13 protein-coding genes are annotated in these 17,570 nt (G+C 57.0%); 6 read left to right on the top strand and 7 right to left on the bottom strand.

Features of this window, described 5'->3' with window-relative positions:
* Nucleotides 1–157: 157 nt before the first annotated feature.
* The 3 genes from rtcR (at nucleotide 158) to ACOYA6_RS15675 (ending at nucleotide 3,123) form a co-directional block, all read left to right on the top strand.
* Nucleotides 158–1,732: an RNA repair transcriptional activator RtcR gene (gene rtcR, locus ACOYA6_RS15665; RefSeq protein ID WP_422654968.1), complete on the top strand. Its 1,575-nt coding sequence runs from the start codon at nucleotides 158–160 to the stop codon at nucleotides 1,730–1,732.
* A 110-nt stretch (nucleotides 1,733–1,842) separates the two neighbouring features.
* Nucleotides 1,843–2,787 (top strand): ketopantoate/pantoate/pantothenate transporter PanS, encoded by a 945-nt coding sequence (gene panS, locus ACOYA6_RS15670; RefSeq protein WP_139563982.1) that lies wholly within the window; start codon nucleotides 1,843–1,845, stop codon nucleotides 2,785–2,787.
* A gap of 63 nt (nucleotides 2,788–2,850) precedes the next feature.
* Nucleotides 2,851–3,123 carry a YjbD family protein gene (locus ACOYA6_RS15675; RefSeq protein ID WP_103177828.1) on the top strand — a complete coding sequence of 91 codons (273 nt, stop codon included), beginning with the start codon at nucleotides 2,851–2,853 and terminating at the stop codon, nucleotides 3,121–3,123.
* On the opposite strand, the gene rluF is transcribed toward ACOYA6_RS15675, so the two are convergent.
* Nucleotides 3,124–3,999, bottom strand: a complete 876-nt coding sequence (gene rluF / locus ACOYA6_RS15680; RefSeq protein WP_039031914.1) for a 23S rRNA pseudouridine(2604) synthase RluF — start codon at nucleotides 3,997–3,999, stop codon at nucleotides 3,124–3,126.
* Nucleotides 4,000–4,195: 196 nt separating this feature from the next.
* Here rluF and ACOYA6_RS15685 point away from each other — a divergent pair, with 196 nt between their 5' ends.
* Both ACOYA6_RS15685 and ACOYA6_RS15690 read left to right on the top strand, forming a co-directional pair.
* Complete coding sequence (locus ACOYA6_RS15685; RefSeq protein WP_422654969.1) at nucleotides 4,196–4,498, top strand: type II toxin-antitoxin system RelE/ParE family toxin; 303 nt, start codon at nucleotides 4,196–4,198, stop codon at nucleotides 4,496–4,498.
* Between the two features lie 6 nt (nucleotides 4,499–4,504).
* Nucleotides 4,505–4,792, top strand: coding sequence for an addiction module antidote protein (locus ACOYA6_RS15690; RefSeq protein ID WP_039031912.1), 288 nt, complete (start codon nucleotides 4,505–4,507; stop codon nucleotides 4,790–4,792).
* On the opposite strand, the gene ACOYA6_RS15695 is transcribed toward ACOYA6_RS15690, so the two are convergent.
* Together ACOYA6_RS15695 and metH are read right to left on the bottom strand one after the other, a co-directional pair.
* Nucleotides 4,789–6,420: a Na/Pi cotransporter family protein gene (locus ACOYA6_RS15695; RefSeq protein WP_139563981.1), complete on the bottom strand. Its 1,632-nt coding sequence runs from the start codon at nucleotides 6,418–6,420 to the stop codon at nucleotides 4,789–4,791. The genes ACOYA6_RS15690 and ACOYA6_RS15695 overlap by 4 nt on opposite strands.
* A gap of 320 nt (nucleotides 6,421–6,740) precedes the next feature.
* The gene (metH, locus tag ACOYA6_RS15700; protein WP_138370013.1) at nucleotides 6,741–10,424 is read right to left on the bottom strand and encodes a methionine synthase; all 3,684 of its coding nucleotides are present in this window, start codon (nucleotides 10,422–10,424) and stop codon (nucleotides 6,741–6,743) included.
* A 195-nt stretch (nucleotides 10,425–10,619) separates the two neighbouring features.
* On the opposite strand from metH, the gene iclR reads away from it, so the two are divergent.
* On the top strand, nucleotides 10,620–11,444 hold the full coding sequence (iclR, locus tag ACOYA6_RS15705) for a glyoxylate bypass operon transcriptional repressor IclR (protein ID WP_039031909.1): 825 nt from the start codon (nucleotides 10,620–10,622) through the stop codon (nucleotides 11,442–11,444).
* A gap of 86 nt (nucleotides 11,445–11,530) precedes the next feature.
* On the opposite strand, the gene aceK is transcribed toward iclR, so the two are convergent.
* The 4 genes from aceK to metA form a co-directional block, all read right to left on the bottom strand.
* The gene (aceK, locus tag ACOYA6_RS15710) at nucleotides 11,531–13,258 is read right to left on the bottom strand and encodes a bifunctional isocitrate dehydrogenase kinase/phosphatase (protein WP_039031908.1); all 1,728 of its coding nucleotides are present in this window, start codon (nucleotides 13,256–13,258) and stop codon (nucleotides 11,531–11,533) included.
* Nucleotides 13,259–13,306: 48 nt separating this feature from the next.
* Nucleotides 13,307–14,611: an isocitrate lyase gene (gene aceA, locus ACOYA6_RS15715; RefSeq protein ID WP_039031907.1), complete on the bottom strand. Its 1,305-nt coding sequence runs from the start codon at nucleotides 14,609–14,611 to the stop codon at nucleotides 13,307–13,309.
* A gap of 32 nt (nucleotides 14,612–14,643) precedes the next feature.
* Complete coding sequence (gene aceB, locus ACOYA6_RS15720; protein WP_422654970.1) at nucleotides 14,644–16,245, bottom strand: malate synthase A; 1,602 nt, start codon at nucleotides 16,243–16,245, stop codon at nucleotides 14,644–14,646.
* A gap of 270 nt (nucleotides 16,246–16,515) precedes the next feature.
* Nucleotides 16,516–17,445: a homoserine O-acetyltransferase MetA gene (metA, locus tag ACOYA6_RS15725; protein WP_039031905.1), complete on the bottom strand. Its 930-nt coding sequence runs from the start codon at nucleotides 17,443–17,445 to the stop codon at nucleotides 16,516–16,518.
* Between the last annotated feature and the right edge of the window lie 125 nt (nucleotides 17,446–17,570).

Genomic DNA, 17,570 nt, shown 5'->3' on the forward strand with positions numbered 1-17,570 from the left:
GGTAGTATTGCCAGAAGCGTGCCAGAATCTTCATACTGCATAAAAAAATCTATCCGTATGATTATATTGCTATTTATTTTATCTCTTTCGCCGGAGATTGCTTAACCTACAGATTATTTTTATCTTTTAGTATCGAACTTTATCTTGCAGGATAAACATGAAAAAGCGGCGGGTAGTGATTGGGGTACTGGGCACGGTGATGGACAAACGCGGGAAGCGGGCCAACCGCCTGCGCAAATGGCGCCCGACGGTCGGGCTTTGCCAGCAGCCCGATCTCCCTGTCGACCGGCTTGAACTGCTCCACCAGCCCCAGGATCGGGGGATGGCGGAACAGATAACGGAAGATATCAGGCTGCTTTCACCCCATACCACTGTGCGCCCGTATCCCGTTACTATTGCCGAGCCCTGGGATTTTGAAGAGGTCTACGCCGCGTTTCTCGACTTCGCCACACACTACAAGTTTGACACCGAACATGAAGAGTACCTGGTGCATATCACCACCGGCACCCACGTGGCGCAGATCTGCTGGTTTTTGTTAACCGAAGCGCGGTATCTCCCCGCCAGCCTGATCCAGACCGGTCCCGCCAGCAGGGATGCGCCCGAAGAGGCCGTCCCCGTCGGACGTTACTCAATCATCGACCTGGATTTAAGCCGCTACGCCACATTGACCAGCCGCTTTCAGCGCGAACAGCAGGAATCCGTTTCGTTCCTGAAAGCCGGAATTGATACCCGCAATGCCACTTTCAACGCCCTGATCGATCAGATTGAGCGTGTGGCGCTGCGCTCGACCGCCCCGGTTCTGCTGACTGGCCCAACGGGGGCCGGAAAATCCTTTCTCGCAAACCGCATCTATCAGCTGAAGCAATCCCGCCATCAGCTGGCTGGCAGGCTGGTCGCGGTAAACTGCGCCACGCTGCGGGGTGATAACGCCATGTCGACACTTTTCGGCCATGTCAAAGGGGCATTTACCGGGGCAGCCACGGCCCGCGCCGGGCTGCTACGCGAGGCGGACGGCGGCGTGCTATTTTTAGATGAAATAGCCGAGCTTGGCCTCGACGAACAAGCCATGCTGTTGAAAGCTATCGAAGAAAAAACCTTCTTTCCGTTTGGCTCCGATAAAGAGGTCAGGAGCGATTTTCAGCTGATTGCCGGCACGCACCGGGATATGCGCCAGTGGGTGGCGGAAGGTCGCTTCCGCGAAGATCTCTACGCCCGGATCAATATGTGGAGTTTTGCCCTGCCCGGCCTGGCGCAGCGCCGGGAAGATATCGCCCCGAACGTGGAGTACGAACTGCAGCGCTTTGCGGCCGAAGCGCAATCTCAGGTTCGCTTCGATAAAGAGGCACGAGAGCGCTATCTGCGTTTTGCTGACTCGCCTCAGGCGTTATGGCGCGGTAACTTTCGTGAACTGGGTTCCTCCGTGGCGCGAATGGCCACGCTTGCCGAACAGGGGCGCATCACCATAGCGCTTGTTGAGGAAGAGATCCTCAGGCTGCAGGAGAGCTGGCAAACCGCCACACCGTTAGCGGCGATGGCGCTGGATCTCTTTGACCAGCGACAGCTGGAAACCGTGCTGGAGGTGTGTCGCCGTAGCGCCTCATTATCCGAGGCAGGACGCGAGCTCTTTGCCGTCTCCCGAATGAAAAAGGCCGTGCCTAACGATGCCGACAGGCTGCGCAAATATCTCACCCGTTTTGGCCTGAGCTGGGAAGGCCTCCATCCGGGATCATGAAGAAAATTTGGTTGAACAAAATTCATTAGCAGGATAAACACTATCTCTAAGCCGGGCTCGATCCCGGCTTTTTTATAACTACATGACACAACAAATCGCAAGGAATCCGTATGTTATCCGCCATCACCCGGCTGTTCCCGTTATGGGCGCTGCTGCTCTCTGTTTTAGCCTATTATACGCCATCCACCTTTACCGCTATCGGTCCGTGGGTCACCACGCTGCTGATGCTGATCATGTTCGGCATGGGCGTGCACCTGAAGATCGACGACTTCAAACGCGTGCTGTCGCGTCCGGCCCCGGTGGCGGCAGGTATTTTCCTGCACTATCTGGTGATGCCGCTGGCGGCATGGGCGCTGGCTATCGCCTTTAAGATGCCGCCTGACCTCTCCGCAGGCATGGTGCTGGTGGGCAGCGTGGCCAGCGGCACCGCCTCCAACGTGATGATCTATCTGGCAAAAGGGGATGTGGCGCTGTCGGTGACCATCTCCTCCGTCTCCACCCTGGTGGGCGTGGTTGCCACCCCGCTGCTGACGCGTCTGTATGTGGATGCCCACATTCAGGTGGACGTGATGGGGATGCTGCTGAGCATTCTGCAAATCGTGGTGATCCCGATTGCGCTGGGGCTGGTTATCCATCACCTGTTCCCGCGGGTAGTGAAAGCCGTTGAGCCGTACCTGCCAGCGTTTTCCATGATCTGTATTCTGGCAATCATCAGCGCGGTGGTGGCCGGTTCTGCGGCGCATATCGCCTCTGTGGGCTTCGTGGTGATTATCGCCGTGGTGCTGCATAACACAATCGGTCTGCTGGGCGGTTACTGGGGCGGGAAGCTGTTCGGCTTTGACGAATCCACCTGCCGCACGCTGGCGATTGAGGTCGGGATGCAGAACTCGGGTCTGGCCGCTGCGCTGGGCAAAATTTACTTCTCACCGCTGGCGGCTCTGCCTGGCGCGCTGTTCTCGGTATGGCATAACCTTTCCGGCTCCCTGCTGGCGGGTTACTGGTCGGGTAAGCCCCTCGATGAACAAAAGAAAAGCGATGTGGTGAAGGAAGGTTAATTCAGCTTCGCCGCAGCGAAGGCATGCTTTACACTGAAGCCTCTTTCACAGGAGGCTTCAGGTATGTCCACACCAAGATTGACCCAGAAAGAGATGACGGAAAGCGAGCAGCGCGAACTGAAAACCCTGCTCGATCGCGCGCGTATCGCCCATGGCCGTCTGCTGACCAACGCCGAAACCAATCACCTCAAAAAAGAGTACATCGACAAACTGATGGCGCAGCGTGAGCTGGACGCTAAAAAAGCCCGCAAACTTCGCAAAGAGCAGGCTTATAAGGTGGATAAAGAGGCGACGTTTTCCTGGTCGGCCAATACTCCAACCCGTGGAAGGCGCTGATCAGCGCCCTTTCTTTTTGCGTCCTGGCGAAGTAAAGCGTTTTCCGTTTCCGGCAGGCTTCGCCCGGCTTTTCTCTTCTGATTGCGGCGCTTTAACCACCGGGCGTTTGATGCCCTGGGTTTTCGGTTTCGCTTTGGCTTTTGGCTTCGCTTCAGAGGATGAGTTCTCAATCAGCTTAAACAGCTCAATCAGTTCGTCATCGGTCAGATCGCGCCACTCGCCCAGCGGGATGCCGGTAAGGCTGACGTTCATGATGCGCGTGCGTTCCAGCTTCGTCACTTCAAAACCGAAATGCTCGCACATGCGGCGGATCTGGCGGTTTAACCCCTGAACGAGGGTGATGCGGAACGCGAACGGCGCCTCTTTCTTCACCTTGCACTTTTTCGTCACCGTGCCGAGTATCGGTACTCCCGCCCCCATCCCGCGAATGAATTCGTCAGTTACCGGTTTGTTGACCGTGACGATGTACTCTTTCTCGTGGTCGTTACCGGCCCGCAGGATTTTGTTCACCAGATCGCCGTGGTTGGTGAGGAAAATCAGCCCCTGAGAGTCTTTGTCCAGGCGGCCAATCGGGAAAATACGGCTGCTGTGGTTAACGAAATCAACGATGTTGTCGCGCTCGCCATCTTCCGTGGTACTGACAATGCCAACCGGTTTATTCAGCGCGATAAATACCAGGTCTTCTGCGTTACGCGGCTCGATCGCCTGACCATTTACTTTGACCACGTCGCCAGGGGCGACCTGATCGCCAATGGTGGCGCGTTTACCGTTGATAAACACGTTGCCCTGTTCGATATAACGGTCAGCCTCGCGACGCGAGCAGATCCCGCTCTCGCTAATATATTTGTTTAATCGGGTGGATTGAGTTGGCAGCATAATTTCTCCTGTAGAGGCGAAATATACCTTAGGTTTGGGCTGGTAAAAAGATCAGCCGCTGGCGAAAAAGCGAGGTTGAGTTGTTTGCGAAGCGCTTTCAGCATTTGAAGTTTGAGGCTTTACGGGTTCACCCTATCACTTTTATTTTCATTCCCTGTGCATATAGTTTTGTAGTTTATAAACAACAGGGAGTAGTATGAAAGAGCTCGTTCAGACAGAACCCTTTCGCTGCTGGGAGCAAAATTTAAAAGACCGACGTGCGAAAACAGTGATAGCAGCCCGCCTGTTCCGGCTGGCAAACGGATTACCGGGTGACGTGAAACCTGTAGGTGAAGGCGTAAGCGAGCTTAAGATCCACGTCGGTCCTGGTTACAGGATCTACTTCAAACAGCATGGCAAGCGCATCATTCTGCTGTTATGCGGCGGCGACAAAAGTAGTCAGGACAAAGATATCCTTCTGGCCAGGGTGCTTGCCAGAACCTTAAAACTGCAGGAGTAATCCTCCATGAATAAATTAACCTCCTACGATCCCGCGAATGCTCTGATAGACGATGAGCAGATCGCCATCTTTATAACTGACGCGCTCGAAACTGGCGATCCTGCCTTTATCGCTGAGGCACTGGGAGTGGTTGCTCGCGCTAAAGGCATGTCGACCATTGCAGAACAAACGGGATTATCACGAGAGCAGCTCTACCGCTCGTTCAGTGAAAAAGGCAACCCAACGCTTAAAACCACGCTCGCCGTGATGAAAGCGCTGGGCCTTGGCTTAACCATCAAACATGTGAACAGTTAATACTCATCCCGATCGTCGTCCTCATCCGGCTGCTCCATCACGCTGTACGCCACCGCGCAGAACAGGGAGTTGAGGCGTTTCATGTCGCCCAGCAGCCCCAGGTGCAGGGAACTGGTCTCGATGCTCTGCACGTTCTGCTGGTGCAGTCGGTCAACGTGCGCGTGGGAATAGCGGCGGTTGAGGATACGGAACCGGTGTTTGTTGCGGCGCAGACGACGGGCGCTGGGCAGATCCCCGGAGAAAAAGACCGACATCGCCAGCTTCAGGTTAGCAAGCAGCTGATCGTGCAGTGCATCCAGCTCTTTGACGCCCTCAAGGGAGAACGCCCGGCGGGCCGCCAGCGATTTGTCGGCGATTTCACTTCCCATGCGCTCGACGATATCGGAGGCCTGCTCAAGGTTGAGGGACATCTCGATGATCTCCGCCCAGCGGCGGGACTCCTCTTCCGCCAGCTCGTCTTTCGGCATCCGCGCCAGATAGAGTTTGATGGCGGTATAAAGCACGTTGATATCGTCGGCGAGCTTACGCAGATCTTTCTCTTCCCGCGGCTCGCCATGCATCACCTTTTTCAGCCCTTCCAGCATCAGCTCCATCGCATCGCCCATGCGCAGCGTTTCGCGGGCGGCATTGGCCAGCGCCAGCGCCGGCGTATCAAGGGCGGAGGAGTCCAGATGTTTTGGCTTGAGTCGCATATCCAGCTCAGGCTGGTCGCGGATAATACGTTCACAAAAGCGCGCCATCGGCCCGGCAAAAGGCACCATCGCCACGCAGCGCACCAGGTTGTAGAAGACGTGGAAGTAGATCACCATCTCCGATTCCGGCAATGACAGGTTATCCATCAGATTCGCCAGCGGGTTAACGAACGGCAGAATGATCAGGCTCCCCACCAGCTTAAACAGCAGGCTGCCGAGCGCCACGCGTCGGGCTGCGGCGTTGGCGGCGCTGTTATTGAGCATCGCCAGCAGGCCGGAGCCAAGGTTCGCGCCAATCACCAGACAGAGGGCTACCGGGAAGGAGATAATCCCCGCCGCGGTCAGCGTCGCGGTTAACAGCACCGCCGCCAGGCTGGAGTAGCTGATAAGCGCAAACACCGCACCAATCAATGCATCCAGCATGATGTCGCCGGTCAGCGAGGCGAAAATCACCTGCACGCCGCTCGCCTGCGTAATGGGGGTGACGGCCTGGACTATCAGCTCCAGCGCCAGCAGAATCAGCCCCAGGCCGATCCCGACGCGCCCGAGCTGTCCGGCCCGGGTCTGTTTCCGGCCAAGGAAAAATATCACGCCGATGAAGATTAGCAGCGGCGACAGCCAGGAGAGATCGAAGGTTAACACCCGCGCCATCAGCGCGGTCCCTACATCGGCACCGAGAACAATCACCAGCGCAGGCGTCAGCGCCACCAGATCCTGGGCCACAAACGAGGTGACCAGCATGGTCGTGGCGTTGCTGCTTTGCACCAGCGCGGTGACGCCAATGCCGGAACAGAACGCGAGCGGTTTTTTCTCAACGCTGCGGCTGAGAACGGTACGTAAGCGGGCGCCAAAAACGCGCATCACGCCGGTACGGACAATGTGAGTGCCCCAGACCAGCAACGCCACGGCAGAAAGCAGATGTAGCAGAGTCAGCACGGATACAGGTTCTCCTTTTCGTCATACGTTTTCCTGAGGTTCGTTGCGCGCGGTATTGCCGGATGGCGGCTACGCCTTATCCGGCCTGGGTTGTAGCGCAGATCGCTGAACCTTCTTCCAGTATAAGGGCTTAAATGTAATAAAGAGACAGGGCACCCATTGGGTGCCCTGTTTGTTGTAAGGAAACGTGACGTGAGCGAAATACTGACCGTCGGCGGCGCAGTCAGGTTGCACACGGACTGCCCGCAGTGAGGGGAGCGTACACAAAGTACGTGACCCGAGTGAGGACAGCCCTGGTGCAAGCTGGCAAGTAAGCCAGGTCAGTCTGCGTCGTAGCCGAGGTTAGGCGCCAGCCAGCGCTCCACTTCTGCCACGCTCATCCCTTTACGCAGGGCATAATCTTCCACCTGATCGCGCTGGATCTGCGCCACAGCGTAGTACTTGCTGTCTGGATGGCTGAAATACCAGCCGGAAACCGAGGCGCCCGGCCACATGGCGAAGGACTCGGTGAGCTTCATGCCGGTATGGGCCTCGACATCCAGAAGCTGCCAGATGGTACCTTTCTCGGTATGCTCCGGACAGGCCGGGTAGCCTGGTGCCGGGCGAATGCCCTGATAGTTCTCGCGGATCAGCTCCTCATTGCTGAGGTTTTCGTTGGCCGCGTAGCCCCAGTGCACCTTACGCACCCGCTCATGCAGGTATTCAGCAAAGGCTTCTGCCAGACGGTCGGCAATCGCCTTGATCATGATTTTGTTGTAATCATCATGCTGCGCTTCGAAGGCATCCGCCAGCGCGTCCTCCTCCAGCCCGCCGGTCACGGCAAACGCGCCGATGTAGTCGGCTTTACCGCTCAGCTTCGGCGCGACGAAATCGGCCAGACAGTAGTTAGCAAAACCAATCTTTTCCGTCTGTTGACGCAGGTGATGGCTGACCGCCAGCACGTGCGTGCGGGTTTCATCCCGGTAGATTTCGATGTCATCGCCCACCCGGTTCGCCGGGAACAGCCCCACCACGCCGCGCGGGTTGAGAGTCTTCTCCTCGCTGAGCTTGTCGAGCAGATCGTTGGCATCCTTGAACAGGCGCTGCGCCTCTTCACCTACCACTTCATCTTCCAGAATGCGCGGGTATTTCCCCGCCAGCGACCAGGTCATAAAGAACGGCGTCCAGTCGATGTAGTTACGCAGGGTTTCGATGCTGGCCGTCACCGCCTGAACGCCCAGGCGATGGGCGACCGGCGGCGTATAGCTCGACCAGTCAAAGGCCAGATCGTTATCCCGCGCCGCCGCCAGGGTCACCGGCGGGGTGCGCGGCTTTTTGCGCCCATGCTGAATGCGCACCGTTTCATACTCTTTGCGGGTTCTGGCGACAAAGTCGTCGCGCTGGGTCGCTGACAGCAGCGCCGAGACCACGCCAACCGTGCGTGAGGCGTTCTGCACGTACACCGTCGGCCCGCTGTAGTTTTGCTCGATCTTCACCGCCGTATGCGCTTTCGAGGTGGTTGCGCCGCCAATCAGCAGCGGCAGGGTAAAGCCCTGACGCTCCATCTCTTTCGCCACGTTAACCATCTCATCCAGCGACGGGGTGATGAGCCCCGAGAGGCCAATCAGGTCGGCATTCACTTCGCGCGCGGTTTTGAGGATTTTCTCCGCCGGCACCATCACGCCAAGATCGATAATCTCGTAGTTATTACACTGCAGCACCACGCCGACGATGTTTTTGCCGATGTCATGCACGTCGCCTTTCACGGTGGCGATCACCATCTTGCCGTTACTGGAGCCTTTTTCTTTGCTGGCTTCAATATAGGGTTCCAGATAGGCCACCGCCTGCTTCATTACGCGGGCGGATTTCACCACCTGCGGCAGGAACATTTTGCCTTCGCCGAACAGGTCGCCGACCACGTTCATGCCGTCCATTAGCGGCCCTTCGATCACTTCAATCGGACGCGCGGCCTGCTGGCGTGCCTCTTCGGTATCCAGCTCGATAAACTCGGTGATGCCTTTTACCAGCGAGTATTCGAGGCGTTTTTTTACGTCCCAGGAGCGCCATTCCGCCTGCTGCACGTTGGCACTGTCATCGGATTTGCTGCCGCGATACTTTTCGGCCAGTTCCAGCATGCGCTCGGTAGCATCATCGCGGCGGTTCAGGATCACGTCTTCAACCGCATCGCGCAGCTCCGCCGGCAGGTCGTCATAAATCGCCAGCTGGCCGGCGTTGACGATCCCCATGTCCATCCCGTTACGAATGGCGTAATAGAGGAACACCGCGTGGATCGCCTCACGCACCGGGTCGTTGCCGCGGAACGAGAACGAGACGTTGGAAACCCCGCCGGAGATCAGCGCGTGCGGCAATTCGCGTTTGATGTCTTCACAGGCGCCGATAAAGTCCTGGGCGTAGTTGTTGTGCTCTTCGATGCCGGTGGCGACGGCAAAGATGTTCGGGTCAAAGATAATGTCTTCCGGCGGGAAGCCAACCTCTTCGGTCAGAATCTGGTACGCGCGGCGGCAAATCTCTATTTTGCGCTCGCGGGTATCCGCCTGCCCGACTTCGTCAAAGGCCATTACCACCACGGCGGCACCGTAGCGGCGCACCATCTTCGCGTGATGGATGAAAGGCTCAACTCCCTCTTTCATCGAGATGGAGTTAACGATGCCCTTGCCCTGAATGCACTTCAGCCCTTTTTCGATCACTTCCCATTTCGAGGAGTCGATCATAATCGGCACGCGGGCAATGTCCGGCTCACCGGCAATCAGGTTGAGGAAACGCACCATCGCCGCTTCGGCGTCGAGCATCCCCTCGTCCATGTTGATATCAATGATCTGCGCGCCGCTCTCCACCTGCTGGCGGGCAACGTCCAGCGCTTCGCTGTACTTCTCTTCTTTGATCAGGCGCTTGAACTTCGCGGAGCCGGTGACGTTGGTACGTTCACCGACGTTCACAAACAGGCTGTCATCGCCGATGTTCAGCGGCTCAAGACCGGCCAGTCGACAGGCTACCGGTAGCTCAGGCAGCTTGCGTGGCGCCAGGCCCGCGACTGCGTTGCTCATGGCAGCGATGTGCTCCGGCGTGGTGCCGCAGCAGCCGCCAACGATATTCAGGAATCCGGATTCGGCCCACTCGCGAATCTGCGCCGCCATGGTCGCGGCGTCGAGATCGTACTCACCAAAGGCGTTCGGCAGGCCGGCGTTCGGGTGAGCGGTGACGTAGCATTCCGCAATGCGCGACAGCTCCTGCACGTACTGGCGCAGTTCATCCGGCCCCAGGGCACAGTTCAGGCCAAAGGTCAGGGCATCGGCGTGGCGCAGGGAGTTATAAAACGCTTCGGTCGTCTGGCCGGATAGCGTACGGCCAGAGGCATCGGTGATGGTGCCGGAGATCATGATCGGCAGATCGACACCCAAGGCTTCGAACTCTTCCTTCACCGCATAGATGGCGGCTTTGGCGTTGAGGGTATCGAAGACCGTTTCAATCATGATCAGATCGGCACCGCCTTCCACCAGCGCTTTTGTGGATTCGCGGTACGCGGCCACCAGCTGGTCAAAGGTGATATTTCGAAAAGCCGGATCGTTTACATCCGGTGAGATAGAGGCGGTACGGTTGGTCGGGCCGAGCACGCCCGCCACGTAACGTGGTTTCTCTGGCGTGCGGGCCGTCCACTCATCGGCACAGGCACGCGCCAGTCTGGCCGCCTCGTAGTTGATCTCCGCCGAGAGGGATTCCATCTCGTAATCCGCCATGGCGATGGTTGTCGAGTTAAAGGTGTTGGTCTCAACGATATCCGCCCCCGCCTCGAAGTAGGCGTAGTGAATGGCGGCGATAATCTCTGGCTTGCTGAGCACCAGCAGGTCATTGTTACCTTTCAGATCGCAGGGCCAGTCGGCGAAGCGGTCGCCGCGAAAGTCGTCTTCACTCAGACGATAGCTCTGGATCATGGTGCCCATACCGCCATCCAGCACCAGAATGCGTTCATTTAACTGCGCACGCAGTTGATCTACTTTGCTGCTCACACTTGCTCCCGACAACGCTCAACCAGGCCAAAAGGCCAGCAGACCATACTGGCATAATCTTGCAAAGGGGAAAAGTCACACCAGGGTAACATGAGACATGTTCACCATAACTCCTCCGATCAGTGTGGATAGCGGTTGCAAAACAGCCAAATAAAACGAAAATGATTTCCACGATACAGAAAAAAGGAGCCCGCCATGGTCGCCACCGTTCCCGCTAAACGCGGCAGAAAACCCGCCGCCGCGACCGCCCAGGCGGGCGGTCAAGTTCAGTCCCTGACCCGGGGATTAAAGCTCCTTGAATGGATAGCCGAGTCGCACAGCAGCGTGGCGCTGACCGAGCTGGCCCAGCAGGCAGGCCTGCCGAACTCCACCACCCACCGCCTGCTAACCACCATGCAGCAGCTGGGCTTTGTCCGTCAGGTGGGCGAGCTGGGCCACTGGTCCGTGGGTGCCCATGCGTTTATCGTCGGCAGCAGCTTTTTACAGAGCCGCAATCTGCTGGCAATCGTCCATCCGATCCTGCGCAAGCTGATGGAGGACTCCGGCGAGACGGTTAACCTGGCGGTGCTCGACCAGAGCGATCACCAGGCCATTATTATCGACCAGGTCCAGTGCACCCAGCTGATGCGCATGTCTGCCCCGATTGGCGGCAAACTGCCGATGCACGCCTCCGGGGCGGGGAAAGCGTTCCTGTCCCAGCTCAGCGAAGAGCAGGTCACGGGTCTGTTGCACCGCAAAGGCTTACACGCCTACACCCACGCGACGCTGGTTTCACCGGTCCATCTGAAAGAGGATTTGGCCCTGACGCGTAAGCGCGGCTACTCCTTTGATGACGAAGAGCATGCGCTCGGCCTGCGCTGTCTTGCCGCCTGCATTTTTGACGAGCACCGCGAGCCGTTTGCCGCCATCTCCATCTCCGGCCCCATCTCGCGGATGACCGATGACCGGGTGACCGAACTGGGGGCGCTGGTGATTAAGGCGGCGAAAGAGGTGACGCTGGCGTATGGTGGGTTGCGTTAAGTCTTTAATGCCCGGCGGCGCTGCGCTTGCACGGGCCTACAACTACATTCGAACCGTAGGCCCGGTAAGCGCAGCGCCACCGGGCGTTAAATGCCAAATCTGATGCTAAACCGCTGCTTACGCCGGTAAGCGTAGACATCTTCCACATGGCCGTTCTTGATCCGCGTCTGCAGGCCACGCCAGTAATCGGCGTGAAACAGATCGGCGTGCATCTCTTCAAACAGCCTTCCGATGCGCGGGTCAGCGCATAGCCAGTGGCGAAACTCCTCCGGAAAGACATCCCCCGGCGAAACGCTGTACCACGGCTCGCTGGCAAGTTCATCTTCCGGATAACGCGGCGGCGGGATCTCGCGGAAATTCACTTCCGTCATGTAGCAGATCTCGTCGTAATCGTAGAACACGACCCGCCCGTGCCGGGTGACGCCGAAGTTCTTGAACAGCATGTCCCCCGGGAAGATATTGGCTGCCGCCAGCTGACGGATAGCGTTGCCGTACTCTTCTATCGCATCGTGCAGCGCCTGCCCTTCCGACTGCTCCAGCCAGATGTTGAGCGGCACCATCCGTCGTTCAATGTAGAGATGGCTGATGACGATTTTGTCCCCCAGATCGCTGATTTTTTCTGGCGCTTCCTGGAGCAGCAGAGCCATCAGTTCTGGCGCGATCTGCCGCTTATCGAGAACGAAGTTTTCAAACTCCTGGGTATCCGCCATGCGCCCGACGCGATCGTGCTCCTTAACCAGCTGATAGCAGGCGCGCACGTGGGCGGCAGACATCTCTTTCTGCGGGGCGAATTTATCCTTAATCACCTTAAAGACCCGGTCAAAACCCGGCAGGGTAAAGACCAGCATCACCATGCCGCGAATGCCTGGTGCCTCGATAAACTGCTCATCCGCATGGGCGATATAGTGCAGGTATTCCCGATAGCTCTCAGTTTTGGCGTGCTTCTGACACCCTATCGCCATATACAACTCGGCGGTGGTTTTACCGGGCAGGATCTCCCGAAGCCACTCCACCAGCGCGCCCGGCAGCGGGGCATAAACCATAAAATAGGAGCGGGCGAAGCCGAAAACAATGCTGGCTTCGGCGCTGGTGGTCAGGCAGGTATCTACCGCCAGTTCCCCTTCATCGCTGCGGTGAATGGGCAGTAAAAATGGCAGCGTGGCGTCCGGGGTTATCAGTTTCCCCACCAGCCAGGCGGCTTTGTTGCGGTAAAACAGCTCGTTCGCGACCTGCAGATGGCAATTTTGCAGCTTATCCGCACCGAGCATTTCAGACAGATGGGCAATGATATACCCAACATCACGCGGACGGTTTTGCCAGGGCAGACGCAAGGGCAGATCGGCCAACACTTTGGTTAACAACGCCTCCCAGCCCTGATCGGGACAGAAGTCTTTCGCCAGCGGACGCGGCAGGGTGCGAAAACGCTGCCCGGGCTGAGAGCTGAAGATAAAGAGCCGCTCCGGTGACAGCGAGCGGTGATCAAACAGCCGACAGTAAACGGAGTTGAAAAAGCTTTCCGCAATCTCATAACGCGGGTAATCCGGCAGCAGTTGGGTGTAATGGCTTTTCACCCGCAGCAAAAAAGCAGCATCAATAGTGATGCTGCCGGTAATGCAGCGCAGTTGTTCCACCACGAGGCCCACATGGTGATCGTAGAGGTGAATACGCTGTTTCATGGCCTGCTGCACGGCGTGCCAGTCCGCCTGCTCGAAGCGCTGCTGCGCCCCGCCCGTCACTTCCAGAAAACGGCCATACTGCGCGTCGAAGCCCTGCAGGATGGTTTGGGCAATCAGTAATTCCAGACCACGCGACATAGATTCCCCTCACCCTGACCCTCTCCCCTGGGGGAGAGGGGAAAAAGATTAAAACTGCGCTTCTTCGGTCGACCCGGTCAGGGCGGTCACAGAGGAGGCGCCGCCCTGGATGATGGTGGTCACTTTATCGAAGTAGCCCGTTCCCACTTCCTGCTGGTGTGAGGCGAAGGTATAGCCCTTCTGGCTGGCCGAGAACTCCGGCTGCTGGACTTTCTCGACGTAGTGTTTCATGCCCTCGCCCTGGGCGTAGGCATGCGCCAGGTCGAACATGTTGAACCACATGCTGTGAATGCCCGCGAGGGTGATGAACTGATACTTGTAGCCCATGTCCGACAGCTCCTGCTGGAAGCTGGCGATAGTTTTATCGTCCAGATTTTTCTGCCAGTTGAAGGACGGCGAGCAGTTGTAGGCCAGCAGTTTGCCCGGGTATTTGGCATGGATGGCATCAGCAAAGCGTTTCGCCAGCGCCAGGTCCGGGGTGGAGGTTTCACACCACACCAGGTCAGCATACGGAGCGTAGGCCAGGCCGCGACTGATCGCCTGCTCGATGCCGGCATGGGTACGATAGAACCCTTCGCTGGTGCGTTCGCCGGTAATGAACTGGCTGTCGTAGGGATCGCAATCGGAGGTGATCAGGTCTGCGGCATCGGCGTCGGTACGCGCAATCACCAGCGTCGGGACACCCATCACGTCAGCAGCCAGGCGCGCAGCCACCAGTTTCTGGATCGCTTCCTGCGTCGGGACCAGCACTTTGCCGCCCATATGCCCGCACTTCTTCACGGATGCCAGCTGATCTTCGAAGTGTACGGCCGCTGCACCGGCTTCAATCATCGATTTCATCAGCTCAAAGGCGTTCAGCACACCGCCAAAGCCCGCCTCGGCGTCGGCCACAATCGGCAGGAAGTAGTCCACAAAGCGCGGATCCTGCGGCTCGATGCCGGATGCCCACTGGATCTGATCCGCTCGGCGGAAGGTGTTGTTGATCCGCTCCACCACTGCCGGGACCGAGTTTGCCGGATAGAGCGACTGATCCGGGTACATGCTGGAAGCCAGGTTAGCGTCGGCCGCTACCTGCCAGCCAGACAGATAGACCGCCTCAATCCCCGCTTTCGCCTGCTGCAGCGCCTGGCCGCCCGTCAGCGCGCCGAGGCTGTTGATGTAGCCTTTCTTCGACTCACCGTGCAGCAGACGCCACATTTTGGCGGCACCCAACTGGGCCAGGGTGCATTCCGGATTAACCGAACCGCGTAATTTCACCACGTCCTCGGCGCTATAAGGACGTTCAATGCCCTCCCAGCGCGGTTGAGTCCACTCGTTTTGTAATGCTTCGATTTGTTGGGTACGGGTTTTCATGTGCAGATGCTCCATATTGTTATGTGGTGAAATCAGGCCAGCAGGCGGTAGCCAGGCAGCGTCAGGAAGTCGATTAAGTCATCTGAAGTGGTTATCTGTTCCATCAGGCGCGCGGCGGCGTCGAAGCGACCACTGCTGAAGCGGTGCTCGCCCAGCTCCTCCTGAATGTTCAGCATCTCTTCCGAAAGCATCTGGCGGAACAGGGCTTTGGTAACGGGCTTGCCGTTGCTGAGCGTTTTCTGATGATGGATCCACTGCCAGATAGAGGTACGGGAAATCTCGGCGGTAGCGGCATCTTCCATCAGACCGTAAATCGGCACACAGCCGTTACCGGAGATCCACGCTTCGATGTACTGCACGGCCACGCGGATATTGGCGCGCATCCCCTCTTCGGTGCGCTCGCCCTGGCAGGGCTCCAGGAGCTGTGCTGCGGTGACGGGGACGTCTTCTTCGCGGGTCACGTGGAGCTGGTTTTTGTTATCGCCCAGGATGCGGTTGAACACCTCCATAGCGGTATCTGCCAGCCCCGGATGCGCCACCCAGGTGCCGTCATGGCCGTTGCTGGCTTCCAGCTCTTTATCGGCCTTCACTTTATTCAGCACCTGGGCGTTACGTTCGCTGTCTTTGCTGGGAATAAACGCCGCCATTCCCCCCATCGCAAAGGCGCCGCGTTTGTGGCAGGTTTTGATCAGCAGGCGCGAGTAGGCATTCAGGAAGGATTTGTCCATTGTCACCACCTGACGATCCGGCAGAACGCGATCCGGGTGATTCTTCAGCGTCTTGATATAGCTGAAAATGTAATCCCAGCGACCACAGTTCAGGCCCACAATATGGTCACGCAGGGCATGCAGAATTTCGTCCATCTGGAAAACCGCCGGCAGGGTTTCAATCAGCAGCGTGGCCTTGATGGTGCCGCGCGGCAGTTCAAAACGATCCTCGGTATAACTGAACACCTCACTCCACCAGGCCGCTTCCTGCCAGGACTGCGTTTTGGGCAGATAGAAGTAAGGCCCGCTGCCTTTTGCCAGCAGGTTTTTGTGGTTATGGAAGAAGTACAACGCAAAGTCGAACAGGCTGCCGGGGATCGCTTCACCGTTCCAGGTGACATGTTTTTCCGGTAAATGCAGGCCACGCACGCGGCAAACCAGTACCGCCGGGTTGGGCTTAAGCTGATAGATTTTCCCGGCTTCATTGGTGTGGCTGATGGTGCCGTCAACCGCATCACGCAGGTTGATCTGGCCTTCAATCACTTTGTTCCAGTCTGGCGCCAGTGAATCCTCAAAGTCCGCCATAAAGACCTTCACATTGGCATTCAGGGCGTTGATCACCATTTTGCGCTCTACCGGGCCGGTGATCTCGACGCGTCGGTCCTGCAGATCCTGCGGAATACCACGGATCGTCCAGTCACCATCACGAATGGAAGCGGTTTCCGAAATAAAATCAGGCAGCTTTCCGTTATCAATGTCTTGCTGCTGCTGGATACGTGCCGCCAGTAATTTATTACGTTTTGGCGTGAAGCGGGTCACCAGCTCGGTAAGGAACTCAACGGCTTCGGCGGTCAGGATCTGCTTTTCCTGCTCGCCATGAGGTTGAGTAAAGGCCAGTTCATCGATAATGGTTGCCTGTTGATTCATTGCACTGCTCCTCGTCGTTGATCCGAATTCATTTCCCCCACGCGAACGAAAGATCGTTGTGTAGTTTTCGTTCAGCAAAATTAAGACTATCTTGCTTTGCGTCAAAATCAAAAACTATTTCCATTTTTAATTTAAATAGCAATTAACCTATTGATATAAATGAAATTAAAAATATTTATTGAGACGGAGTGAATTTCGGAAATAAAAAAGGCACCCGAAGGTGCCTTAACTGGAGAGCTGAAACGCTACAGGACGAAGATCGTCAGAGGATTAATCCAGCGTTGGATTCATGTGGCGCAGATCGTATGGTGTGATCTGGTAGACGTAGTAGTTGAGCCAGTTAGTAAACAGCAGGTTGCCATGGCTGCGCCAGGTCGCACGCGGTTTGTTCTGCGGATCGTTTTGCGGGAAATAGTTGTACGGTATGTCCGGATTTAAACCCGCCTCTTCATCACGGAAATATTCGCTCGCCAGGGTATCAGGATCGTATTCCGGATGGCCGGTGACGAAGGCAATGCGCTTGTCTTTGCTGGCAAACAGATAGGCGTCGCCCTCCTCGCTTTCCGCCAGGATCTCCAGATCGGTGTAGTCACGAATCAATGCCGCCGGGAAATCGGCATAGCGCGAGTGAGGCGCGAGGAAGGAGTCATCAAAACCCCGGGTCAGCAGCGCATGAGGATGCAGAATATGGTGCTCGTAGACGCCAGAGAGCTTTTCGGTGCGGGTTTGCTTAGGGATGCCGTACAGAATGTTGAGTGCCGCCTGGACCGCCCAACAGACGAACAGCGTAGAGGTGACATGATCTTTAGCCCACTCCAGCACTTGCTTAATCTGCGGCCAGTAGGCAACGTCATTGAATTCCACCAGGCCAAGCGGTGCGCCGGTCACGATCAGTCCATCGAAGTTCTCGTTACGGATGTCGTCAAAATTACAGTAGAAGTTATTGAGATGCTCTGAGGGCGTATTGCGGGACTCGCGCGCATCAATACGCAGCAGCTGTATATCGACCTGCAATGGAGAGTTCGACAGCAAGCGGAGGAACTGATTTTCCGTCTCGATCTTCTTTGGCATCAGGTTAAGGATAAGCACCTTCAGAGGACGAATTTCCTGACCTGTAGCGCGCGAAGCCGTCATGACAAAGACATTTTCTTCACGCAAGAAATTGACGGCTGGTAGCTCGTCCTGCACCCGAATCGGCATAACCTTATATCCTCACAGCATACGTATAAACGTTTAGACATCCAGATAGCTGACAATAACCAGGAATCAGGCAAATGTCGAGTACGCAGACGAAAGGTGAGAAAGTTTCAAGGAGGGTAGATCGT

The sequence above is a fragment of the Leclercia barmai genome, from assembly GCF_049312895.1.
Lineage (GTDB): Bacteria > Pseudomonadota > Gammaproteobacteria > Enterobacterales > Enterobacteriaceae > Enterobacter > Enterobacter barmai.

Bases quoted from the DNA above. Each gene is read 5' to 3' on its own strand.
- panS (WP_139563982.1), top strand. From the start codon at position 1,843: ATGTTATCCGCCATCACCCGGCTGTTCCCGTTATGGGCGCTGCTGCTC.
- aceA (WP_039031907.1), bottom strand. From the start codon at position 14,611: ATGAAAACCCGTACCCAACAAATCGAAGCATTACAAAACGAGTGGACT.
- iclR (WP_039031909.1), top strand. From the start codon at position 10,620: ATGGTCGCCACCGTTCCCGCTAAACGCGGCAGAAAACCCGCCGCCGCG.
- rtcR (WP_422654968.1), top strand. From the start codon at position 158: ATGAAAAAGCGGCGGGTAGTGATTGGGGTACTGGGCACGGTGATGGAC.
- metA (WP_039031905.1), bottom strand. From the start codon at position 17,445: ATGCCGATTCGGGTGCAGGACGAGCTACCAGCCGTCAATTTCTTGCGT.
- aceB (WP_422654970.1), bottom strand. From the start codon at position 16,245: ATGAATCAACAGGCAACCATTATCGATGAACTGGCCTTTACTCAACCT.
- aceK (WP_039031908.1), bottom strand. From the start codon at position 13,258: ATGTCGCGTGGTCTGGAATTACTGATTGCCCAAACCATCCTGCAGGGC.
- ACOYA6_RS15675 (WP_103177828.1), top strand. From the start codon at position 2,851: ATGTCCACACCAAGATTGACCCAGAAAGAGATGACGGAAAGCGAGCAG.
- ACOYA6_RS15690 (WP_039031912.1), top strand. From the start codon at position 4,505: ATGAATAAATTAACCTCCTACGATCCCGCGAATGCTCTGATAGACGAT.
- ACOYA6_RS15685 (WP_422654969.1), top strand. From the start codon at position 4,196: ATGAAAGAGCTCGTTCAGACAGAACCCTTTCGCTGCTGGGAGCAAAAT.
- rluF (WP_039031914.1), bottom strand. From the start codon at position 3,999: ATGCTGCCAACTCAATCCACCCGATTAAACAAATATATTAGCGAGAGC.